Annotated in this window: 20 protein-coding genes; 10 read left to right on the top strand and 10 right to left on the bottom strand. The window is 54.0% G+C overall.

Features of this window, described 5'->3' with window-relative positions; genetic code table 11:
• Positions 1–2: 2 nt before the first annotated feature.
• Positions 3–1472 (bottom strand): glucose-6-phosphate dehydrogenase, encoded by a 1470-nt coding sequence (gene zwf, locus L103DPR2_RS03430; RefSeq protein ID WP_055359763.1) that lies wholly within the window; start codon positions 1470–1472, stop codon positions 3–5.
• 80 nt (positions 1473–1552) lie between these two features.
• Between zwf and tal the strand changes: the two genes are divergently transcribed.
• Both tal and pgi read left to right on the top strand, forming a co-directional pair.
• Positions 1553–2509, top strand: a complete 957-nt coding sequence (gene tal, locus L103DPR2_RS03435; RefSeq protein WP_055359764.1) for a transaldolase — start codon at positions 1553–1555, stop codon at positions 2507–2509.
• Positions 2510–2518: 9 nt separating this feature from the next.
• Positions 2519–4072: a glucose-6-phosphate isomerase gene (gene pgi, locus L103DPR2_RS03440; protein ID WP_055359765.1), complete on the top strand. Its 1554-nt coding sequence runs from the start codon at positions 2519–2521 to the stop codon at positions 4070–4072.
• Between the two features lie 37 nt (positions 4073–4109).
• Here the strand turns inward: pgi and L103DPR2_RS03445 are convergent, their stop codons facing one another.
• From L103DPR2_RS03445 to groES, 3 genes are all read right to left on the bottom strand, one after another.
• On the bottom strand, positions 4110–5081 hold the full coding sequence (locus L103DPR2_RS03445) for a cupredoxin domain-containing protein (protein WP_055359766.1): 972 nt from the start codon (positions 5079–5081) through the stop codon (positions 4110–4112).
• A 156-nt stretch (positions 5082–5237) separates the two neighbouring features.
• Complete coding sequence (groL, locus tag L103DPR2_RS03450) at positions 5238–6884, bottom strand: chaperonin GroEL (RefSeq protein ID WP_055359767.1); 1647 nt, start codon at positions 6882–6884, stop codon at positions 5238–5240.
• A gap of 85 nt (positions 6885–6969) precedes the next feature.
• Positions 6970–7257 carry a co-chaperone GroES gene (groES, locus tag L103DPR2_RS03455; RefSeq protein ID WP_028819828.1) on the bottom strand — a complete coding sequence of 96 codons (288 nt, stop codon included), beginning with the start codon at positions 7255–7257 and terminating at the stop codon, positions 6970–6972.
• Positions 7258–7578: 321 nt separating this feature from the next.
• On the opposite strand from groES, the gene L103DPR2_RS14460 reads away from it, so the two are divergent.
• The 5 genes from L103DPR2_RS14460 (at position 7579) to L103DPR2_RS03470 (ending at position 11841) form a co-directional block, all read left to right on the top strand.
• Positions 7579–7890 (top strand): AlbA family DNA-binding domain-containing protein, encoded by a 312-nt coding sequence (locus tag L103DPR2_RS14460; RefSeq protein WP_231717671.1) that lies wholly within the window; start codon positions 7579–7581, stop codon positions 7888–7890.
• A gap of 18 nt (positions 7891–7908) precedes the next feature.
• A complete protein-coding gene (locus L103DPR2_RS14465; protein ID WP_231717672.1) occupies positions 7909–8532 on the top strand; it encodes a hypothetical protein in 624 nt (207 codons plus the stop codon).
• Positions 8533–8547: 15 nt separating this feature from the next.
• A complete protein-coding gene (locus tag L103DPR2_RS14470) occupies positions 8548–9048 on the top strand; it encodes an HTH domain-containing protein (protein WP_231717673.1) in 501 nt (166 codons plus the stop codon).
• Between the two features lie 109 nt (positions 9049–9157).
• Complete coding sequence (locus L103DPR2_RS03465) at positions 9158–9670, top strand: (2Fe-2S)-binding protein (protein WP_055359768.1); 513 nt, start codon at positions 9158–9160, stop codon at positions 9668–9670.
• Complete coding sequence (locus tag L103DPR2_RS03470; RefSeq protein ID WP_055359769.1) at positions 9667–11841, top strand: xanthine dehydrogenase family protein molybdopterin-binding subunit; 2175 nt, start codon at positions 9667–9669, stop codon at positions 11839–11841. The genes L103DPR2_RS03465 and L103DPR2_RS03470 overlap by 4 nt, the downstream gene beginning before the upstream one ends.
• A gap of 6 nt (positions 11842–11847) precedes the next feature.
• Here the strand turns inward: L103DPR2_RS03470 and L103DPR2_RS03475 are convergent, their stop codons facing one another.
• The 3 genes from L103DPR2_RS03475 to L103DPR2_RS03485 are packed head-to-tail and all read right to left on the bottom strand — an operon-like array spanning position 11848 to position 14612.
• Entirely contained in the window at positions 11848–12555 is a 708-nt protein-coding gene (locus L103DPR2_RS03475) for a molybdate ABC transporter substrate-binding protein (protein ID WP_231717674.1), read from the bottom strand.
• A gap of 5 nt (positions 12556–12560) precedes the next feature.
• A complete protein-coding gene (locus tag L103DPR2_RS03480; protein ID WP_335337956.1) occupies positions 12561–13610 on the bottom strand; it encodes a tripartite tricarboxylate transporter substrate binding protein in 1050 nt (349 codons plus the stop codon).
• Positions 13611–13655: 45 nt separating this feature from the next.
• Positions 13656–14612: a tripartite tricarboxylate transporter substrate binding protein gene (locus tag L103DPR2_RS03485; protein WP_055361819.1), complete on the bottom strand. Its 957-nt coding sequence runs from the start codon at positions 14610–14612 to the stop codon at positions 13656–13658.
• Between the two features lie 270 nt (positions 14613–14882).
• On the opposite strand from L103DPR2_RS03485, the gene L103DPR2_RS03490 reads away from it, so the two are divergent.
• Complete coding sequence (locus L103DPR2_RS03490; RefSeq protein WP_055361820.1) at positions 14883–15755, top strand: fumarylacetoacetate hydrolase family protein; 873 nt, start codon at positions 14883–14885, stop codon at positions 15753–15755.
• A gap of 92 nt (positions 15756–15847) precedes the next feature.
• Here the strand turns inward: L103DPR2_RS03490 and metK are convergent, their stop codons facing one another.
• On the bottom strand, positions 15848–17032 hold the full coding sequence (gene metK / locus L103DPR2_RS03495; RefSeq protein WP_055359771.1) for a methionine adenosyltransferase: 1185 nt from the start codon (positions 17030–17032) through the stop codon (positions 15848–15850).
• Between the two features lie 195 nt (positions 17033–17227).
• Here metK and L103DPR2_RS03500 point away from each other — a divergent pair, with 195 nt between their 5' ends.
• Entirely contained in the window at positions 17228–18070 is an 843-nt protein-coding gene (locus tag L103DPR2_RS03500) for a lysophospholipid acyltransferase family protein (protein ID WP_055359772.1), read from the top strand.
• Positions 18067–18960 (top strand): lysophospholipid acyltransferase family protein, encoded by an 894-nt coding sequence (locus L103DPR2_RS03505; protein ID WP_055359773.1) that lies wholly within the window; start codon positions 18067–18069, stop codon positions 18958–18960. Before L103DPR2_RS03500 ends, L103DPR2_RS03505 begins: the two co-directional genes overlap by 4 nt.
• Here L103DPR2_RS03505 and L103DPR2_RS03510 read toward each other — a convergent pair.
• Both L103DPR2_RS03510 and yihA read right to left on the bottom strand, forming a co-directional pair.
• Positions 18933–19823 carry an alpha/beta fold hydrolase gene (locus L103DPR2_RS03510; protein ID WP_055359774.1) on the bottom strand — a complete coding sequence of 297 codons (891 nt, stop codon included), beginning with the start codon at positions 19821–19823 and terminating at the stop codon, positions 18933–18935. The genes L103DPR2_RS03505 and L103DPR2_RS03510 overlap by 28 nt on opposite strands.
• Positions 19816–20424, bottom strand: a complete 609-nt coding sequence (gene yihA, locus L103DPR2_RS03515; protein WP_055361821.1) for a ribosome biogenesis GTP-binding protein YihA/YsxC — start codon at positions 20422–20424, stop codon at positions 19816–19818. The genes L103DPR2_RS03510 and yihA overlap by 8 nt, the downstream gene beginning before the upstream one ends.
• Between the last annotated feature and the right edge of the window lie 57 nt (positions 20425–20481).

The raw sequence follows: 20481 nt of genomic DNA on the forward strand, positions 1-20481 counted from the left end.
GTTTAAGTTTCTTCCGACCAGCAAAAGCCGTCCCGCGCAATCATGGCACTTGAAGCGCTGGGGCCCCAAGTGCCTGCTGCATAAGGACGGGGGCCTTGGGTGTCCGCAGCCCAGTGTTGCAAAATAGGTTCAACCCAGCGCCAAGCTTCTTCTTGCTCGTCGCTGCGCACAAACAAATTCAATCGCCCATCGAGCACATCCAGCAACAAACGCTCGTAGGCACCCACGCGTTCGCTGCCAAAACGTTTGTCAAAGTCCAAGTCCAAATGCACAGGGCTGAGTGCCCCTGACGTTGTGTGACCGGACTTGATGCGTTTGTGTTGGCCTTCAGCGAACAAGTGCAATTCCAAACCGTCTTTGGGTTGCAGGTGAATGATGAGCTTGTTCACGCCACCCGATGGGGCTTGAAAAATGGCATGCGGCGTCGGTCTGAAATTGATCTCAATGTAGGCTTCGCGAGAAGCCAAGCGTTTGCCAGTGCGAATGTAAAAAGGCACGCCAGCCCAACGCCAGTTGGCAATTTCGGTGCGCAGTGCCACAAAAGTTTCGGTGCTGCTGTTGGGGTTCACGCCCGATTCTTCGGTGTAGCCCGGAACTGCTTGACCGTGCACATTGCCAGCGCTGTATTGACCACGCACCACGTGTTGACCCAGTGTTTCAGCCGTCCAGGGTTTGAGGGCGCGCAAGACTTTGAGCTTTTCATCGCGAATGGCATCGGCGTGCGCATTGATGGGGGGCTCCATGGCAATGGCGCACAACAATTGCAGCGCATGGTTTTGCACCATGTCGCGCAGTGCACCGGTGTTTTCATAGAACGCGCCGCGTTTTTCAACGCCCAGTTCTTCGGCAATGGTGATTTGAATGTTGGCAATGTGCTCGCGGCGCCACAAGGGCTCAAACAAGGCATTGCCAAAACGCATGGCAAACAGGTTTTGAACTGATGGTTTGCCCAGGTAATGATCGATGCGGAAGATTTGGTGCTCTTCAAAGACCTGGCGCACGCTTTGGTTGATGGCGCGGTTGGATTTGAGGTCGTGGCCCAAGGGTTTTTCTAAAACAATGCGCGTTTTGGGCGTGTTGAGTTGGGCTGCGGCCAGTTGCTCGCAAACGGTATTGAACAAGCTGGGGGCTGTGGCGAGGTACATCACCACATGGTCGGTTTGACGCTCGGCCAGACGCCCGGCCAATTTGGCGTAATCGGCTGGATTGGACAAGTCCACACGCTCGTAATGGAGCATGGCTTTGAAGCGGGCAAATTCTTCGTCGTTGGGGCGTTTGGCGCCCTCGACTTGCTCAAAGCGAGACTGGATGAGGGTGCGATACTGCTCATCGCTCATGGCATCGCGTGCGACACCAATGATGCGGCCGCCTTCGGGCAGGGTGCCGTGGCGAAATGCCTGAAAAAGGGCGGGCATTAATTTGCGCCAAACCAGGTCGCCAGTGCCGCCAAAAAAGACTAAATCGAAAGACATGTTTATTTGTTACATAAAAATGAGTTTGTAATGTAACTTTGTTTCATCGATAATTCAAGCCTTGTTTTAAATTTTTTGATATGAACCAACTCGACGCCCTCAAATCTCATACCACCGTGGTGGCTGACACCGGTGATTTCAAACAACTGGCCCAGTTCCAGCCCCAGGACGCGACCACCAACCCTTCCTTGATCTTGAAGGCGGTGCAAAAACCAGAATATGCACCATTGCTGACGGAGTCTGTTGCAGCCCACAAGGGGCAGCCGCTTGATGTGGTGATGGACCATTTGTTGGTGCGCTTTGGATGTGAAATTTTGAAGACCATTCCTGGCCGTGTGTCGACCGAAGTGGATGCACGTTTGAGCTTTGACACTGCAGGCACCTTGGCGCGTGCGCGCCGATTGATGAGCCTGTATGGGGCGCAGGGCATTACGCGTGATCGCGTGTTGATTAAAATTGCCGCCACTTGGGAGGGCATTCAAGCGGCCGCCGAGTTGGAGCGTGAAGGCATTCACACCAACCTCACTTTGTTGTTCTCGTTTGCGCAAGCGGTGGCCTGTGGTCAAGCCAAAGTGCAACTGATCTCGCCCTTTGTGGGCCGCATTTACGACTGGTACAAAAAGACAGCGGGCGCAGCTTGGGATGAAGCGACAAATGCTGGCGCCAACGATCCTGGCGTGAAGTCTGTGCGTGCCATCTACAACTACTATAAGAAGAATGGCATTGCCACTGAGGTGATGGGCGCCAGCTTCCGCAACGTCGGCCAGATTGTGGCTTTGGCAGGTTGCGACTTGCTCACCATCAGTCCCGACTTGTTGGCCTTGTTGGCCGCCAATGACAAGGCCTTGACACCTGCACTGGACGCGCAAGCGGCCAAAGGCATGGACTTGCCTTTGGTGCAATACAACGAAGCGAGTTTCCGTTTTGCGTTGAACGAAGACGCGATGGCCACAGAGAAATTGGCGGAAGGCATTCGTGCTTTCTGTGTCGATGCCATCAAGTTAGAAGGCTTGATGTTGGCTGCGCAAAAGGCATAAAGGACCGCGATGCGAGGAGATCAAACAGCCGCTTGGCAGGGCCTGAGCGAACTGGCCCAGGCGTTTTCTGGATTTGATTTGCGCGATGCGTTTGCAGCCGATGCAAAGCGTGCGTCGCGTTTCAGTCAAGAAGCGCCCGGCGTGTTTGCTGATCTGTCGAAGAACCATTGGGATGCCAAGGTTGAATCGCAATTGTTGGCTTTGGCGGCGCAAGCCGGTGTGTTGACGCATCGCGATCGCATGTCCCGAGGTGAGGCCATCAACAACACTGAGCAACGCGCTGTGATGCATTGGTTGTTGCGCCATCCTGCTGAAGGTGCCGCTGCGCAAGCGCTGCCAGCACCAGTCAAGGCAGCGTTGAACGATGTGCACCAGACTTTGAATGCGATGCTGTCGTATGCTGAGAAGATTCGCTTGGACACGCAGATCACCGACGTTGTGAACATCGGCATTGGCGGCTCTGATTTGGGGCCGCAAATGGCGGTGATGGCTTTGCAGTCTTATGCGCTGCAGGGCAAGCGTTTTCACTTTGTGTCCAATGTGGATGGTCATGAGCTTGATGAGGTTTTGAAGGGCTTGAAGTCAGAGAACACTTTGTTCTTGGTGGCCTCTAAAACCTTCACCACGTTGGAAACCATGACCAATGCTTTGTCGGCCAAGCGATGGTTTGAAGCGCAAGGCGGCACCGATGTGGCGCGTCACTTTGCAGCGCTCACCACCAATGTCGAAGCCGCTGGCCAGTTTGGCATTCAAACTTGTTTTGGTTTTTGGGATTGGGTCGGCGGTCGTTATTCATTGTGGTCGGCCATTGGATTGCCTTTGGCGATTGCCATTGGAGCGGACAAGTTCCGTGAATTTTTAGCGGGCGCACACGCCATGGACCAGCACTTTTTGCATGCCAATGCGGCGCAGAATTTGCCCATCCGTTTGGGCTTGTTGGATGTTTGGTATCGCAACTTTTTGCACTACACCAGCCGGTGCATTGCGCCGTATCACAGCGCCCTGAAACGTTTTGCGCCTTACTTGCAGCAGCTCGAGATGGAAAGCAACGGCAAGCAAGTGGACCATGCGGGACAAGCTTTGCCTTATGGCACGTCACCGGTGTTGTGGGGCGAGCCTGGTACCAACGGGCAGCATGCTTTTTTCCAAATGCTGCACCAAGGAACCGATGTGGTGCCGCTGGAGTTTGTGGCGGTGAAAAATGCCACGCATGCGTTGCCCGATCACCAAGTTTTGTTGTTGTCCAACGTGCTGGCGCAAGCGCAGGCCTTGATGGTGGGCAAGTCGGATGCAGGGGGTCATAAAAACTTTGCAGGCAATAGGCCCAGTACCTTCATCTTGCTGGAAGACTTAACGCCTTTCAATTTGGGCGCCTTGATTGCCTTGCAAGAACACCGCGTCTTTGTGAGCGGTGCAGTGTGGGGTATCAACAGTTTTGACCAATGGGGTGTCGAGTTGGGCAAAGTGTTGGCCAAAGACATTCATGCTCGCTTTGAATCGGGTGATGTTGCCGGGCTAGATGCCTCTACAGCCCAATTGCTGCAAAGGGTTCGCGCAGCTTGAATTTGAACAGGGCCAGACATTTCTGGCCCAGCTTTCTTCAGTGCTTGTGGCTACTGTGATCGTGTTCGTTGACGGGTTTTTTCGTTTGCGCTGATGGCGTTGTTGCCCCCTTGTCCTGCACAATCACTTGCCCCTTCATACCGGCTTCAAAATGACCTGGGATGAGGCAAGCCATCTGCAAAGTTTGAGCTTGGTCGAACTTGATCACCCATTCTTTGGTTTCGCCTGGTTTGACGCTCAGTGCCAGCAAGTCATTGCCAGAAGCGTGATCGTGCCCGCCTGAGTGCCCTGGCGATTGTTTCATCTCAACCGCGTGGGCTTGGAGCGCGGCTTCAGAGCCCAAGACCATTTCATGCGGCAATTTACCGCTGTTGTGCACCACCAATTTGAGCGTTTCACCCGCTGCAACTTGCAACAGATCGGGTGTGAAGCGCATCGTGTCGTTCATGTCGACTTGGAGTGTGCGATCGATCACCATTGCGCTGTGCATGGGTGTGCTGTCGGGCGCACTGTGTGTGTCATGCGCGTCTTCTGCGCCATGTGCATGACCACCAGCCGCCCATTCTGGGTTGCGCTCGAAGGCTTGATAAGCGGCCCAACTGCTGGCGCAAACCGCAAGCCCCAAGCTCAATGAATACACGATCAATGCGCGTTGCATGCGCATTTTGAGTGTGAACATCAGCGCCAAAATAGAAATGGCGAATCCTAATGGCACCACCCACGCACTGCGCGCAGGCGAGTCAGGAAAATGTTGTAGTCCGCCTGTGAAGAAGCCTAAACCAATGGACAGCAACGTGCCCACCCAAAGTGATTCAATCAAACTTTGCGTGTTGTTTTGACTGCGGTGCTCCATCCATGCGCCGGCCACAAAAAGGACGATGCCTATTGCTGCAGTCCAGAGGGAACGTTCGCCACTGAAGAAACCATGGTTCACTGCGCCGGAAATAAAGCTGATGCCCGAATATTTGAGCAGCATGGCGCTGTGTTGAATTTGAAAGCTTGCGGTCATGGGTGTTTGATTACCTGATAAGAAGTTAAGTAATTCACGAGCTCATCTTAGATGACTTGTTTTGAGAATGCGCGGTCGAAAAAAAACCCCGCAATTTCTTGCGGGGTTTCTTGTGCGAGGTCAAAGGTCTGTGCAGACCCTTGAGGCAGCGGGCAATTACATGCCCATGCCGCCCATACCACCCATGCCGCCCATGTCAGGCATGCCACCGGCAGGTGCGTCGTCTTTCGGTGCTTCTGAAACCATGCACTCTGTGGTCAACATCAAAGAAGCCACGGATGCTGCGTTTTGCAAAGCTGTGCGTGTTACTTTGGTGGGGTCCAAAATGCCCATTTCAATCATGTCACCGTAGGTGTCGTTGGCAGCGTTGAAGCCGTAGTTGCCTTTGCCGGCCATCACAGCGTTCACCACCACAGATGGCTCGCCACCTGCGTTGTACACGATCTCGCGCAAAGGCGCTTCGATGGCTTTCAACACCAGCTTGATACCAGCGTCTTGGTCAGCGTTGTCGCCTTTGATGGCGCCAGCGTTTTGACGAGCGCGCAACAAGGCAACGCCACCGCCAGCCACAATGCCTTCTTCCACAGCAGCGCGAGTAGCGTGCAATGCGTCTTCAACACGGGCTTTCTTTTCTTTCATTTCGACTTCGGTGGCCGCGCCAACCTTGATCACGGCAACACCGCCAGCCAACTTGGCCACGCGCTCTTGCAGTTTTTCACGGTCGTAGTCAGAAGTGGCTTCTTCGATTTGAACGCGGATTTGTTTCACACGTGCTTCGATGTCGCCAGCTGCGCCTGCACCGTCGATGATGATGGTGTTTTCTTTGCCCACTTCGATACGTTTGGCTTGACCCAAGTCAGCCAATGTCACTTTTTCGAGTGTCAGGCCCACTTCTTCAGCGATCACTTTACCGCCGGTCAAGATCGCGATGTCTTCCAACATGGCTTTGCGACGATCACCGAAGCCAGGCGCTTTCACAGCCACAACCTTCAAGATACCGCGAATGGTGTTGACCACCAAAGTTGCCAAGGCTTCGCCTTCAACTTCTTCAGCAATGATCAACAAAGGACGGCCAGCTTTTGCAACGGCTTCCAATGTAGGCAACAAGTCACGGATGTTGCTGATTTTCTTGTCGAACAACAACACGAAGGGGTTGTCGAGCAAAGCAGCTTGCTTCTCGGGGTTGTTGATGAAGTAGGGTGACAGGTAGCCACGGTCGAATTGCATGCCTTCAACGATGTCGAGTTCGTTGTCGAGTGACTTGCCGTCTTCAACAGTGATCACGCCTTCTTTGCCCACTTTGTCCATGGCTTTAGCAATGATCTCGCCAATGCTGTGGTCGCTGTTGGCAGAAATAGAACCAACTTGAGCGATTTCTTTGGTGGTTGTAGTGGCCTTAGTGGCTTTCTTCAACTCTTCGATCAAGGCTGTGACAGCTTTGTCGATACCGCGCTTCAAGTCCATGGGGTTCATGCCGGCGGCAACGTACTTCATGCCTTCGCGAACGATGGCTTGTGCCAACACGGTAGCAGTTGTTGTACCGTCACCAGCGTTGTCAGAAGTCTTGGAAGCAACTTCCTTGACCATCTGGGCGCCCATGTTTTGCAACTTGTCTTTGAGTTCGATTTCTTTGGCCACGGACACACCGTCCTTGGTCACGGTGGGGGCGCCGAAAGAGCGCTCGAGCACCACGTTGCGACCCTTAGGTCCCAAAGTTACTTTGACCGCGTTGGCCAAAATGTTCACGCCTTCAACCATGCGTGCGCGGGCTTCGCCGCCGAAAATTACGTCTTTTGCTGCCATTTTTAGCTCCTAAATTCAGTTAATCAGTTGGGGATAGAGCGGTCATGCGCTTCGCGCGATGGCCGATCAGTCCCACAAAAAATATTTATTCCACGACCGCGAAGAGGTCTTCTTCTTTCATGACCAACAGCTCATCGCCCATCACCTTGACGGTTTGGCCGCTGTACTTGCCGAACAACACGCGGTCGCCGACTTTCACGTTCATGGCCAACACTTCGCCTTTGTCGTTGCGCTTGCCTGGGCCAACGGCCAAGACTTCACCTTGATCAGGCTTTTCAGCAGCTGCATCAGGGATCACGATGCCAGAGGCAGTTTTGGTTTCGCTTTCGACACGTTTAACGATCACGCGATCGCCGAGAGGACGTAGTTTCATTGCATCTCCTAAATATGAAACAAGGTTAAAAACAAAAAGTATTCAAAATTGAATACTTTAGGGTTCTTTGGAGGGTGCTGAGGTTGTTAGCACTCATCTCCTGCGAGTGCTAATGATAAGGGTGTTTGGGAGGATTTCAAGAGGTGGCTTGAAAAATGAGGGGATTTGAAAGGGGTTATGCAGCAGGCAGATTTAGTTTTATTAGGTAGATCTTGCATTTGCTTTCAAAGCTTGCAATTGCTTGATAGCTTGTTAATCTTTTAATTGAAATAAAAAGTTCTAATAAATTATGCGAGCCTTCAACATGCAAAGAGATACAGAATGACCAAGCTAACCTCACTAGAGGACTTAGGTTTGTTGCGCGAAAGCCTAGAACTGGAATGCAAGGCTGCTCAAGGTGCCTCTGGCCAAGGCGAAGTACCCAAGGATTTCTGGCCAACCTACTCTGCCATGGCTAACGCGCATGGAGGCTTGGTAATTTTGGGTATCCAAGAAAAATCGGGCGTATTCAGTGTGCTTGGGGTGAAAGACATCAACAAAGTGCGGTCCGATTTGTTCAACAACTTGAACAATGCCGGCAAAGTCAGCGTCAACCTACTCAACGACATTGATGTGCAGGAGGTGATTTTGTAGGGTCAGGCTGTTTTAATCTTGTCCATACCGCAGGCGGGTCGAAAAGACAAACCGGTTTACCTGAACGGTCAGCCTCTTGGCAACACTTATCGTCGGCTGAATGATGGTGACCGCAAGTGCGATGACACCACAGTCAAACGCATGTTGGCAGAACAGGTGCAAGACAGCCGAGATACGTACATCTGCAATCGATATGGCTTGAATGACATTGACCTAGAGAGTTTGCATGCTTACCGAAATCAGTTTGCAAGTTACAAGTCCGGGCATCCATGGGTAGGGGCGGACGACACCGAGTTTCTGCACTTACTAGGGGCCTGGCGAGAAGACAGAGAAACCAAAGAGAACGGACTCACATTGGCTGGCTTGCTGATGTTTGGTCAATGGCCAGCCATCATGACTTGTGCCCCAATGTATTTTGTGGATTACCAAGAACAACCCTATGAACCCAATACCTCTGTTCGATGGCTAGACAGGGTGGTGCCAGACGGCACTTGGTCAGGTAATTTATTTGACTTTTACAGAAAGGTCATCCGCAAATTGACGGCCGATTTAAAGGTGCCATTTCATCTGCAGGGCGACAAGCGTGTAGACGACACGCCTATTCATCAAGCGCTGCGGGAGGCCTTGGTCCATGCCGACTAATCAGATCGGGCTTCGGTGCGGGTCATTAAAAGGCCTTCAGGTTTTGAGTTTCGCAATCCTGGTGCGCTGCGTGTTCCCGTTGCCCAGGCGCTTAAAGGCGGGGAAAGCGATTGCCGGAATCGCACGCTGCAACAAATGTTCTTGATGATCAACTTGGGCGAGCGCGCTGGATCAGGATTGCCCCGCATTTTGACCAGTTGGCAAAGTGAGGGGCGGTTGCTGAAAATGAAGGAGTTATTTGAGCCGTATGACCAGTCGTTACTGACAATGGACTGTGCATTGGAGACCGTGTCGGGGAAAATGTCGGGGAAAATGTCGGGGAAATTGTCGGGGAAACCTACTTTGGAGATTTTGAGTCTCATCAAGCAGGACTCAAGCTTAACGATAGCTGAGCTTGCAATCACCCTTGAGTTATCGGAGAGAACCATCGAGCGTGCCATTCAATCTTTGCGCGCTGACGGTCGACTTGAGCGAATTGGTCCGTCAAAGGGCGGCTTTTGGAAAATTCTGAAATGATAGGAATCGATGATTTCTACGCGGGTCAAATTAAAGTATTTTTTAATTTAGATCTGCCGTATTAAAGGATCCTTTAATATGACCGCTCACAAAGAGTAGAGCCACCATCTTGCAAACCCATCAGTTGAATGTCAACGGTCAAGTTGTCACCTTCAAATCAGGCGCTGACAGCACCGCTCTGCAAACTATTCGCAATCAATTGGGCTTAACGGCCAGTCGATACGGCTGCGGCCAAGAGCAATGTGGGGCCTGTCATGTTTTGATCGATGCCCAATCAAAGCCAAGCTGCCAATTACCGGTGGATGCATTGGTGGGACGCAGTGTTGTGACGTTAGAGTCGGCACAGAACCCCGACTTGCCCAGTACGCCTTACTTGAAAGCACTGCAATCGGCCTTCATTGCCGAACAAGCGGCACAGTGCGGCTACTGCACCAGTGGCTTGCTGATCAGCGCGACCGCTTTGCTGATGAATGCGCAAGCGACTGTTTCTGAACGACAAATTCGCGAAGCCTTAGAGCCGCACTTGTGCCGATGTGGCGCACACAACCGAATTCTCAGAGCAGTGAAAACAGCAGCGCGCCAGTGTGGTTTGAAGCTGATCGACGCCGAGGTGTCAGCATGATTCAGCCTTTGCCTACTTCTGTGAGTCTCAAAGCCAACCCTTTGCTGGCGCATTGGCTGCGCTTTGAAGCCGATGGTTCTGTGACAGTGTTCACTGGCAAAGCCGAATTGGGTCAAGGCATCGGGCATGCACTGAAGCTGATGGCGGCCCACGAGTTGGATCTGCCATTGACACGGATTCGCATAGAGGCAGCGAACACCGCCAATAGCCCCGATGAAGGCATGACGTCTGGCAGCTTGTCCGTTCAAGATTCCGGTTTGGCCATTCGGCAAGCGTGTGCGCATGCAGCGCATCTTTTCAAAATGCACGCATGCACGTCTTACGCAGAATTGCGTTCACAGCTTGATGCGCAGTTGCCTGTGGATGTCATTGTCTCCACCAAGTCCTCCGCCTTGAATTTGACAGAAGGCCGCGAAGACTTGGCCGCGCTGGTATTTGGCCAACCCGTCTTTCTCCAAGACCTCGGAATTAATGTTGATCTGACCCCAATAAAAAACAATGGGGGTCAGATCAACATTAAATTGCTACATGGGCGGATGGTGCGAGGGCCTGGTTTACGTTGCACGTTGCGAGACGAAGGGTGGACTGACGCTTTGGCTGCAATGTCTGAAGAGATCCAAGCGTTTCGCGATGGCAGCTTGGTAGGTGTTGTTGCACCTACTGAAGATATGGCCGAGAAGGCCGCTAGCAAGTTGCAGCGTTTGTTGAAATGGGATGTTGAGACCTTGCCTGAATGCCGTGAGGGGGGTGTTGATTTGTTTGACGTGGCGCCTGCGATGGATTCGCAGGTGTTTCATGAAGCAGGTCAGCCTCAAGAAGCGAGTACCGGCGCAAAGGTGTACGAAGCTGTTTATTTCCGCCCCGCATTGCACCATGGGTCGATGGGGCCCAGTGTGGCGCTGGCGGTTTGGGACTCAGCTGAGACCAACAGTGGTTTGAAGGTGTGGAGTCATACGCAGGGTATTTTCCCTTTGCGCAAAGATTTGGCGTTGGCGTTTGGTGTGAAGGCTGAGCAGATTGAAGTGCAGCACATGCGAGGCGCTGGCTGTTACGGACACAACGGTGCGGACGATGTGGCCTATGATGCGGCATGGATGGCCAGACATGTGCCAGGGCAGTGCGTGCGTGTGCAATGGACGCGAGAAGAGGAGATGCAGCAATCGCCTTTGGCGCCTGCGATGCGCGTGAAGTTGCAGGCCACGGTGCAAGCCAGCGCTGAAACAACAAGCATTCGCGCGGCCAAAGATGGCGGCCCTGTTGAGTTGCTCAGTTGGCAACACGACGTCTGGAGCCAAGGCCACAGTTCAAGGCCTGGCCGCGCGGCCACGCCGGCCTTCAAAGACAGTTGGCAAACAGCGCAAAAGTTTCCTGTGCTGGAGCCCATCAATGTGGCCGCAGCAGCAGGTGCTGGTGCAGAGCGCAATGCCATACCGCCCTACAGCAGCCAACACGTGAAGGTGAATGCGCACCGCTTGTTGGGCTTGCCATTCAGAACCTCTGCGTTGAGAAGTTTGGGCGCGCATGCCAATGTGTTTGCCTGCGAAAGTTTCATGGATGAAATTGCCAACGATCAAGATTGCGATCCTGTGGCATTTCGTTTGAGCAAGCTTGAAGATCCTCGCGCCAAAGCGGTTGTTCAAACCGCAGCAGATCAAGTGAATTGGTTAGAACGTCGTCAAAGCTTGGCGCACAAAGAAGGCTGGGGTTTGGGCATTGCGTATGCACGCTACAAAAGCAAAGGCGCTTATTGCGCTGTGGTGGCCGAAGTAGAGGTGACGCACCAAGTGAACGTGCGCAGATTGTGGGTGGTGGCCGACATTGGTGAAATCATTCATGCCGATGGCGCCATCTCTCAGTTGGAAGGTGGCGCCATTCAGTCCACCAGTTGGGCATTGAAAGAGCAAGCGCATTGGGATGCAAACCACATCACCAGCACCCATTGGGACGCGTATCCCATTTTGCGTTTCAGTGAAGTGCCCGAAGTGCAGGTGCATTTGATGCCGGGAGATTCACTCAACGCAATATCACTCAATCCGCCGTTGGGCGCAGGTGAGGCCACACAAGGCCCCACCACAGCGGCCATTGCCAATGCGGTCTTTCATGCGGTGGGCGTGCGTGTGCGGCAGTTGCCGATGACGCCAGACAACTTGGCCAAAGCTGCGCTGGCCTGAACTGAATCAGGTCAGGGGCAAGAAGCCGCCCTTGGCGCGCAGTGCTGCTTGCTCTGGACTGGTCAAAATGTCAATCATGGCCTGCGCTTCGACCTTGCATGTGCTGGTCGATCGAACGCCTGCGGTGTACATGGTGGCCAATTCAAATTCGAGGGGCAAGTTGGCCACCAAATCAACGCCTTCGGTGATCAAAATTTCGGTGACTTGGGTGCAGCCAATGACATGCGGGTCATCGCATGCTGCCATGGCATTCATGGCCGTGTTTCCGTTGGGGTAGGGGCGCAGTTTGCTGGCCACGGTCTCGGCAATGCCCAAGCCATTGAGCACCTTCATGAAGTGAATGCCTGCTGTGGCCAATTGGGGATCGGGAAAATAAATGCCTGTGGCGGCCAGCATGGCGGCTTTGAGTTGCTCGGCTGTTTCTACTTGGGGATGCGGTGTGCCGTGCTTCACGGCAACGCCCGTTTTCACGGGGCCAAGATGGCGCGCACTGCCAGCCACCACGTGGCCTGAGGCAGTGAGTTGCTCAATCAGCGCCGCTGTCAAAATGACCACATCGCAAGGCGCGCCATCGATGAGCTTTTGCTTCATCAAGCCCACCGCACCAAAGGTGTTGGACAGCATGGTGTTGGTGGCGGTTTCAATGGACGGCTTTAAAGCGTTGACCAAACCTTGAGCGGCACCGCCGCTGAGCAAATGAATAAAGCGTGACAAAAGAATTAGTCCAGTTTGATATTGGCCGACTTGATCACGTTGGACCATTTGGCAATGTCGTCGTTCAAGTATTTGTCAAACGCAGCAGGGTTCATGACCATGGGCACAGCGCCTTGCTTGGCCCATTGTTGTTTCACATCAGCTTGTGATGCAATTTTTGAAACGGTTTCGTTGAGTTTGTCGATGATGGCTTTTGGTGTGCCTTTGGGGGCCATCAGGCCTAACCAAATGGTGGCTTCGTAGCCAGTCACGCCAGCTTCGTTCAAGGTGGGGACGTCGGGCAATACATCTGAACGAGATTTGCCGCTGGTGCCCACTGCTTTCACTTTGCCCGCTTTGACTTGTTCTGTCATGGTGGTGACGGCATCAAACATCATGTCGACCTGGCCACCCAGCACGTCAGTGCGCGCGCCAGAGCTGCCTTTGTAGGGCACGTGCACCATGTCAATCTTGGCCATGCTCTTGAACAATTCGCCGGCCATGTGATAAGGCGTCCCAGGACCCGACGATGCGTAATTCAGCTTGCCAGGTTGTGCTTTGGCCACACGAATGACGTCGGCCAATGAGTTCATGCCTTTGGTGGGGTTGACCACCAACACCAGGTCTGAATAGTTGATGGGGGCAATGCCCACAAAGTCCTTCATCAGCGCGTAGGGCTTGTTGGGAATGAGGGTTTCATTCACGGTTTGGGTGTTGGACATCAAGAGCAGTGTGTAGCCATCGGGTTGGGCTTTGGCTGCCAAGTCGGTGCCAATGACAGAGCCTGCACCTGGCTTGTTGTCGACCACAAATGATTGGCCTAAGTTCTCTTGCAGACGCTGCGCGATGAACCGCGCGTAGTTGTCGGCAGGACCGCCTGTGGCAAATGGCACGATGATTTTGACAGGATGGTTGGGATAATTTTGCGCATGCGCTTGTTGCGACAAGAAGATGCCAGTGCCCATGACCAAAAGGCTGGCCAATGCAATCACCATGTTGCGACGCTTGCTTGCATGCTTGGACAGCGCTTTGGCCTGTGTGCCATTGCCATAAGTCGATTGACCGTAAGAGTTCATGTGTGTCTCCGAAATTTTGAAGATGAGTTGCAGTTCTGTTTGCGCTTATTCGACTTTGCCAATTTTCTTGACGACATCGGTCATGCGTTTGGCATCGGCTTGCACGTATTTTTCAAATTCAGGGCTGTCCAAATACACCACGGGACTGCCGGTGTTTTGAATCACGTCGCGCACTTTGGCGTCTTGTGCCGCCACTTTGGCGGCGGCGCGAATGCGCTGTGCAATGGGCTCGGGGGTGCCGCTGGGAATGAACAGGCCAGACCACTGCGCGTACTCGGCGTTGAAGCCCACATCTTTCAAGCTGCTCACGTCGGGCAAGGACGCCAAGGCACCATTGCCCCAATGACCTAGCACGCGAATCTTGCCGGCTTTCACATGTTGCAACACGGTAGCGGGCCCCGTTGAAACAGCGTCGATTTGTCCACCCAACATAGCCACTACAGCAGGGCCAGCGCCAGTGAACGGAATGTGGGTCATTTTGACGCCAGCCGTTTGCGCCAAGATTTCCATGGGGACGTGCATGGTGCCGTAGTTACCAGACGAACCATAGTTGATGGCACCAGGTCGTTTACGTGCGTCTTCAATGAATTCTTTGACGGTTTTCCAAGGCGCGTCAGCGCGCACAGCCAAAACAGTGGGATCTGCGGTGTAGCGCGCAATGGGGCGCAATTCATTCAGCAAAAACATAGGGCTGCGACCCAACAAGGCATCCGCCTCTGGAATCACTGTCAAAGACGACAGCGCCATCAGCACGGTGTAGCCATCGGGCTTGGCGCGAGCCGCCACGCCCATGCCTATGCCGCCGCCTGCACCTGCTTTGTTTTCAATCACCACGGGTTGTCCCAACTCACGGCTCATGGCCTCGGCCACAGGGCGCGCCACAATGTCGGCCAAACCGCCAGGCGGGAAGGGCACGATCATGGTGATGGATTTGTTGGGGTAGGGCGCAGTTTGGGCAACGGCGCTGCCAGTCAAACCCATCTGCAAAAAGAGGCCGCCCATTAAGCTGAGGGCAGTGCCCAACACATGACGTCGAGTTGCTTTGGTGGGACGGGTCCCATGGAAGAAATTCATGAAGTCTCCTGCGCTATTTATTGGGGTGCATTGCTCGGGTGCAATGCCTTTGAAACGCACTCTAACACCCCGCTTTCTTTTTTGCATGAACCTATGTCACAAGGGGACATGTGGGCCGGTGACTTGGTCTCACCCCTACAAATTGCGGATGACGGCACAATAGAGGCTGTTCTCAATTTCACTTCCCAAACCAATACCATGCGCATTGCAGCCTTCTTCTACAAAGACCAACCTCACGTGGGTTTGGTGTCTCAAGATCTGAATTCCGTCACGCCTTTTGATCTGCCATTGGCCGATCGTGAACTGGGTGCACTCACATTGGTGGACACCTTGTCCCGCGGTGAAGCATTGCCCCCTCAAGGTGCTGCCATTGCTTTGAAAGACGTGCAGTTGCGCGCGCCGCTGCCCCACCCTCGCCGCAACATCTTTTGCGTCGGTAAAAACTACCACGCACACGCCAAAGAATTTGCCCGCAGCGGTTTTGACAGCAGCGCCAAAGCCGGTGGCGAAATTCCCGCCGAGCCCATCATTTTTTCCAAAGTGCCCGAGTGCGTCATCGCCACGGGCGAGGCGATCGAGATGCCTGCAGTGTCAACTGCCATTGACTACGAAGCCGAATTGGCCGTGATCATTGGCAAAGGCGGCAAGGGCATCACCAAAGCCGATGCCATGAAGCATGTTTGGGGTTACACCATCGTCAACGACGTGACGGCGCGCGATTGGCAAAACAAGCACATGCAATGGCACATGGGCAAATCCTTTGACACCTTCTGCCCCATGGGACCTTGGCTGGTGAGTGCCGACGAACTCGACGGCACCAACACGCATGTGCGTTGCTACGTGAATGGCGAAGAGCGCCAAAACGCTGCCACGCCCGATTTGATTTTTGACATTCCCACGCTGGTTGAAACATTGAGCGCCGGCATCACCTTGTACCCAGGTGATGTCATTGCCACGGGCACGCCAGTGGGCGTTGGCATTGGCTTTACACCGCCCAAATACCTCAAGGCCGGTGATGTGGTGCGTGTTGAAATTGATGGCATTGGCGCCATCGAGAACCCCGTTAAATAAAGATCACATCGAACAAAGAAAAAGGGCAAGCACCTCGCGGTGTTTGCCCTTTTTTAATGTGCATCGCAAGGGATGCACTTGGCGTTTGAAAATTACTTCAAACCAGCAGCAGAGCGCAGTGTGGCGGCCAAGTTGGTACGTTCCCAAGTGAAGTTGGGCTCATCGCGGCCGAAGTGGCCGTAGGCTGCCGTTTTGCTGTAGATGGGGCGCAAGAGGTCGAGCATTTGAATAATGCCTTTGGGTCGCAAATCAAAGTGCTCGTTTACCAAGGCGGCAATCTTGTCGTCCGCAATCACGCCAGTGCCTTCGGTGTTGACAGTGATGTTCATTGGGCGCGCCACACCAATGGCGTAAGCCACTTGAATTTGGCACTTGGTGGCCAAACCGGCGGCCACAATGTTCTTGGCCACATAGCGCGCGGCGTAAGCAGCAGAGCGGTCCACTTTAGAAGGGTCTTTGCCAGAGAAAGCGCCACCGCCGTGTGGGCAAGCGCCGCCGTAGGTGTCCACAATGATCTTGCGACCGGTCAGGCCGCAATCGCCTTGGGGGCCGCCAATCACAAAGCGGCCTGTGGGGTTGATCAAGTACTTGGTGTCTTGCAACCACTCTTTGGGCAACACAGGCTTGATGATCTCTTCAATGATGGCTTCATTGAAGCTGGCCTTCATTTTGGTGGCCGACTCGCTTTGGTCGGGGCTGTGCTGTGTCGACAACACCACGGTGTCAATGCTGTGGGGCTTGCCGTCGACATAGCGCATGGTCACTTGGCTCTTGGCATCGGGACGGAGGAAAGGCAAACGACCGTCTTTGCGCAGTTGCGCTTGACGCTCCACCAAACGGTGCGCGTAATAAATAGGCGCAGGCATCAGGTCGGGGGTTTCGCTGCAAGCGTAGCCAAACATCAGACCCTGGTCGCCAGCGCCGGTGTTCAGGTGGTCGTCAGACGCGTGGTCCACACCTTGGGCAATGTCATTGGACTGCTTGTCGTAGCAAACCATGACGGCACAGCCTTTGTAGTCAATGCCGTACTCGGTGTTGTCGTAGCCAATGCGCTTGATGGTGTCGCGCGCCACTTGGATGTAATCGACGTGGGCGTTGGTGGTGATTTCACCGGCCAGAACCACCAAACCGGTGTTGGTCAGGGTTTCGGCGGCTACACGGCTGCGGGGGTCTTGTTCAAAAATCGCGTCGAGAATGGCGTCTGAAATTTGATCGGCAACCTTGTCGGGGTGGCCTTCGGACACGGATTCTGAGGTGAAAAGATAGTCATTCGCCATGAGGGTTCTCCTAAAGTTTGGCATGCATGTTGATTTGCGCTACCTGAGCTTTGGGGCCTCGGCGAACGCTTTAGCAGATTTGTCCGAAGACAAGGCACAATCCGAGGCATGCGGTGCATGCTGATCAGACGGTGTGTGTCGCCCTGCAAGTTGCTCTGTTTAACTCAGCGACCTGCGTAGTTTACCAAATACAACATGATCTTTTGGTTTCGATTTTTGGCCCATTGGCCTTTGTGGGCACTGCATGCGATCGGTCAAGTGATTGGCTGGCTGGCATGGCTGTTGTCGCCCACTTACAGGCGCCGGTTTTTGGCCAATGTCAAAACGGCGGGCCTGAGTGGCTGGCAAGTGCTGGGGGCCGTCGGCCAAGCGGGTTGCATGTCGACCGAGTTGCCGCGTTTGTGGATGGGGCGTCAGCCCAAAGTCGAATGGACCGAGGGCGCCTTTCAAGTCATTGAAGCCGCTTATGCCGAAGGGCAGGGCGTGTTGTTTTTAACCCCCCACTTGGGTTGTTTTGAAATTTCTGCGCAGGCGGTGGCCAACGCATTCAGTGCTGCGCAAGGTCCCTTGACGGTGCTGTTTCGCCCGTCTCGCCAAAAGGGCTTGGCCCAAGTCATGGAAGCTTCGCGTGCCCGACCCGGGCTTGAAACAGCACCCACCACCTTGGCGGGTGTCCGGCAAATGATCAAGGCTTTGCGCGCAGGTCGATCGGTGGGTTTGCTGCCCGATCAAGTGCCCCCCGAAGGCATGGGCCAATGGGTGCCTTTCTTTGGCAAGCCTGCTTACACCATGACCTTGGCCGCGCGCTTGGCCTTGCAAACAGGTGCCAAGGTGGTTTTGGTCTGGGGCGAGCGCTTGTCTTGGGGGCGCGGCTATCGCATCCATGCCAGCGTGTTGCAAGATGAATTGGCAAGCGACGTCGACGCTGTGGTGCTTCAAATCAACCAAGCCATGGAGCGTTTGATTTTGACGCGTCCCAAACAGTATTTGTGGGGCTACGCACGTTACAAACAACCACGGCAGGAGCCGCACGCATGAGCGTCCTGTTCATTGCGTTGATGCGGTTTTTGTCGCACTGGCCACTGCCTGCATTGCGGGTTTTGGGTCATGTGTTGGGCGTGTTGCTGTGGGCAATGGTCCCCAGTCGGCGCCGCATTGTGCAAATCAATTTGCGTTTGTGCTTTCCGCACAAGTCAGACGCTGAGATTCACCATTTGGCGCGTGCGCATTTTGTGCAGTTTGCCCAATCCCTGCTCGATCGTGCGTGGTTGTGGCACGCACCTTTGCAATTGGTTGAACAGCGTTTGAAGTGGGTCGGTTCAGACGTGGCCATGGCGCAGCTGGCGCAAGAGGGCCCCAAGATTGTGTTTGCGCCGCACTTTGTCGGTCTGGACGCAGGTGGGTTGGCCTTGACCTTGAAAGCCAGCAAGCCTGTGGCCTTTATTTTTGTGCCGCAACACAACAAGGTGATGGATGCGTGGGTGAACAAGGGCCGTCAAAGAACGGGCAATGTGAAACCTTATTTCCGTCACGAAGGTGTCAAGCGCATCATGAGTGGTTTGCGTCAGGGCGAGATGCTGCATCTCTCGCCCGACATGGACTTTGGGCCTGAAGAGTCTGTCTTTGTGTCTTTCATGGGCGTGCCTGCGGCCACCGTGCCTTCACTGTCACGCTTTGCCAGGTTGGGCCGTGCGCCTGTCATGAGTTTGGTGACGCGCATGACGCCGCAAGGTTATGAGATGGAAGTGTCCGAGGCGTGGTCAGACTTTCCGACCGCCGATGTTCAAGCGGACACACAGCGCATGAACGATGAATTGGCCAAAGCCATTGAACGTACACCCGACCAGTACTACTGGGTGCACAAACGATTTAAAACGCGCCCCGAGGGCGCGCCGGCTGTTTACAAGAAGGCCGAGATTTCTCGCTGAACGATGTGGGGGTGCTCATGCACCACCCAATGCGAGCCCTCTTCAATGGGCACGTAGGTGAGTTGGGGAATGTGCTCGGCCAGGCCTTCATTCAGGCTAGGCAACAAAGCCACATCTTTCAAACCCCACAGCAACAAAGTGGGCACGTTGATGTGCAACATGCTGTTGGGCAATTCCAAATTTTGCAGCGTGTTCTCACCAGGCTTGTTGGGCTTTAAGGGCGAGGCGCAGTAATAGTTGAGCCCTCCTTGCAGGCCGCAAGACCAAGCGGCACGGTAGTGTGCTTTGACTTCGGGCGTGAGCCAAGTGGGCTTGACGCCTTTGGCTAAAAATCCAAACAACACTTCAAATTCATTGGCACTGAGTTCTGCAGCCGCTTGCGGCTCACAGAAATAGTTCATGTACTCGCTGGCCGCAATTTGCGCAGGATTGCTTTTCAAGTCGCGCAAGAAGGTGCCCGGATGCGGTGAGTTGATGATCACCAACTTGTGCATCAACTGCGGCAATTGGTTGGCCAAGTTCCAAGCCACACCGCCGCCCCAATCGTGCGCCACCAAGGCTTTCAAGGGCGCTCCACCCGCTTCAATTTGAATGAGGGCTGCAATGTCTTGCACCAAAAATTTGGCACGGTAAGACGCCACATCCTTAGGTTGGCTGGATTTTTCATAGCCGCGCAAATTGGGCGCAACACATCGATAGCCGCCGTTTTCGGGTTTGGAAAAATGCAGCAGCATCTCGTCCCACACAAACGCCGCTTCGGGAAATCCGTGCAAAAACATCAGCACGGGTTGACCTTTGGCGCCTGCCGCGCGGCAACTCAATTGAATGCCATGCGGCAGGTCTTGTTGCCAGGTTTCAATCATCGGTGTGTGTCCAATCCCACATCAGTTGCGCCAAATCCTCCACGCCTTGTTTCTTGAGTGCAGAAAACAGTTTGGCTTGACCGCCACCGGCTTGCAGTTTGGCAATGGACAAAGCTTTGGCGCCTTCAGAGCGGGTTAGCTTGTCCGATTTGGTGAGCAACACCAAAAAGTTCAGTCCTTCCTCAACGCGGGGACGAATGACTTCCAGCAACACCTCGTCCAACTCGGTCATGCCCAAGCGGGGGTCGCACAAGAGCACGATGCCCTTGAGGTTTTCGCGGGTGACCAGGTAGTTGGCCATCACTTTTTGCCAGCGAAGCTTGTCTTGCTTGGGGACCGCTGCATAGCCATAGCCCGGCAAATCGGCCAAAACAGCGTCGGTCACGCCTTGTTTGCCCAGGGCAAACAGGTTGATGTGCTGGGTGCGACCGGGCTTTTTGGAGGCAAAAGCCAGCTGTTTTTGCTGGGTTAAGGTGTTGATGCAGGTTGATTTGCCTGCATTGGAGCGGCCCACAAAGGCAATTTCAGGGACATCGAGTTCGGGCAAATGGAACAATTCGGCGGCCGTGGTCAGAAACCGGGCTGTGTGCATCCAACCCATGGGGGTGATGGCCTTGATTTCTGGCGTTTCGGGGGCAGAGGCCACTTTGGCAGGGGT

This window comes from Limnohabitans sp. 103DPR2, assembly GCF_001412575.1.
GTDB lineage: Bacteria > Pseudomonadota > Gammaproteobacteria > Burkholderiales > Burkholderiaceae_C > Limnohabitans_A.

What these genes read in the sequence shown, in the direction of transcription:
- zwf (WP_055359763.1), bottom strand. Translation starts at nt 1,472, where the DNA reads ATGTCTTTCGATTTAGTCTTTTTTGGCGGCACTGGCGACCTGGTTTGG.
- tal (WP_055359764.1), top strand. Translation starts at nt 1,553, where the DNA reads ATGAACCAACTCGACGCCCTCAAATCTCATACCACCGTGGTGGCTGAC.
- pgi (WP_055359765.1), top strand. Translation starts at nt 2,519, where the DNA reads ATGCGAGGAGATCAAACAGCCGCTTGGCAGGGCCTGAGCGAACTGGCC.
- L103DPR2_RS03445 (WP_055359766.1), bottom strand. Translation starts at nt 5,081, where the DNA reads ATGACCGCAAGCTTTCAAATTCAACACAGCGCCATGCTGCTCAAATAT.
- groL (WP_055359767.1), bottom strand. Translation starts at nt 6,884, where the DNA reads ATGGCAGCAAAAGACGTAATTTTCGGCGGCGAAGCCCGCGCACGCATG.
- groES (WP_028819828.1), bottom strand. Translation starts at nt 7,257, where the DNA reads ATGAAACTACGTCCTCTCGGCGATCGCGTGATCGTTAAACGTGTCGAA.
- L103DPR2_RS14460 (WP_231717671.1), top strand. Translation starts at nt 7,579, where the DNA reads ATGACCAAGCTAACCTCACTAGAGGACTTAGGTTTGTTGCGCGAAAGC.
- L103DPR2_RS03470 (WP_055359769.1), top strand. Translation starts at nt 9,667, where the DNA reads ATGATTCAGCCTTTGCCTACTTCTGTGAGTCTCAAAGCCAACCCTTTG.
- L103DPR2_RS03480 (WP_335337956.1), bottom strand. Translation starts at nt 13,610, where the DNA reads ATGAACTCTTACGGTCAATCGACTTATGGCAATGGCACACAGGCCAAA.
- L103DPR2_RS03485 (WP_055361819.1), bottom strand. Translation starts at nt 14,612, where the DNA reads ATGGGCGGCCTCTTTTTGCAGATGGGTTTGACTGGCAGCGCCGTTGCC.
- L103DPR2_RS03490 (WP_055361820.1), top strand. Translation starts at nt 14,883, where the DNA reads ATGCGCATTGCAGCCTTCTTCTACAAAGACCAACCTCACGTGGGTTTG.
- metK (WP_055359771.1), bottom strand. Translation starts at nt 17,032, where the DNA reads ATGGCGAATGACTATCTTTTCACCTCAGAATCCGTGTCCGAAGGCCAC.
- L103DPR2_RS03500 (WP_055359772.1), top strand. Translation starts at nt 17,228, where the DNA reads ATGATCTTTTGGTTTCGATTTTTGGCCCATTGGCCTTTGTGGGCACTG.
- L103DPR2_RS03505 (WP_055359773.1), top strand. Translation starts at nt 18,067, where the DNA reads ATGAGCGTCCTGTTCATTGCGTTGATGCGGTTTTTGTCGCACTGGCCA.
- L103DPR2_RS03510 (WP_055359774.1), bottom strand. Translation starts at nt 19,823, where the DNA reads ATGATTGAAACCTGGCAACAAGACCTGCCGCATGGCATTCAATTGAGT.
- yihA (WP_055361821.1), bottom strand. Translation starts at nt 20,424, where the DNA reads ATGGGTTGGATGCACACAGCCCGGTTTCTGACCACGGCCGCCGAATTG.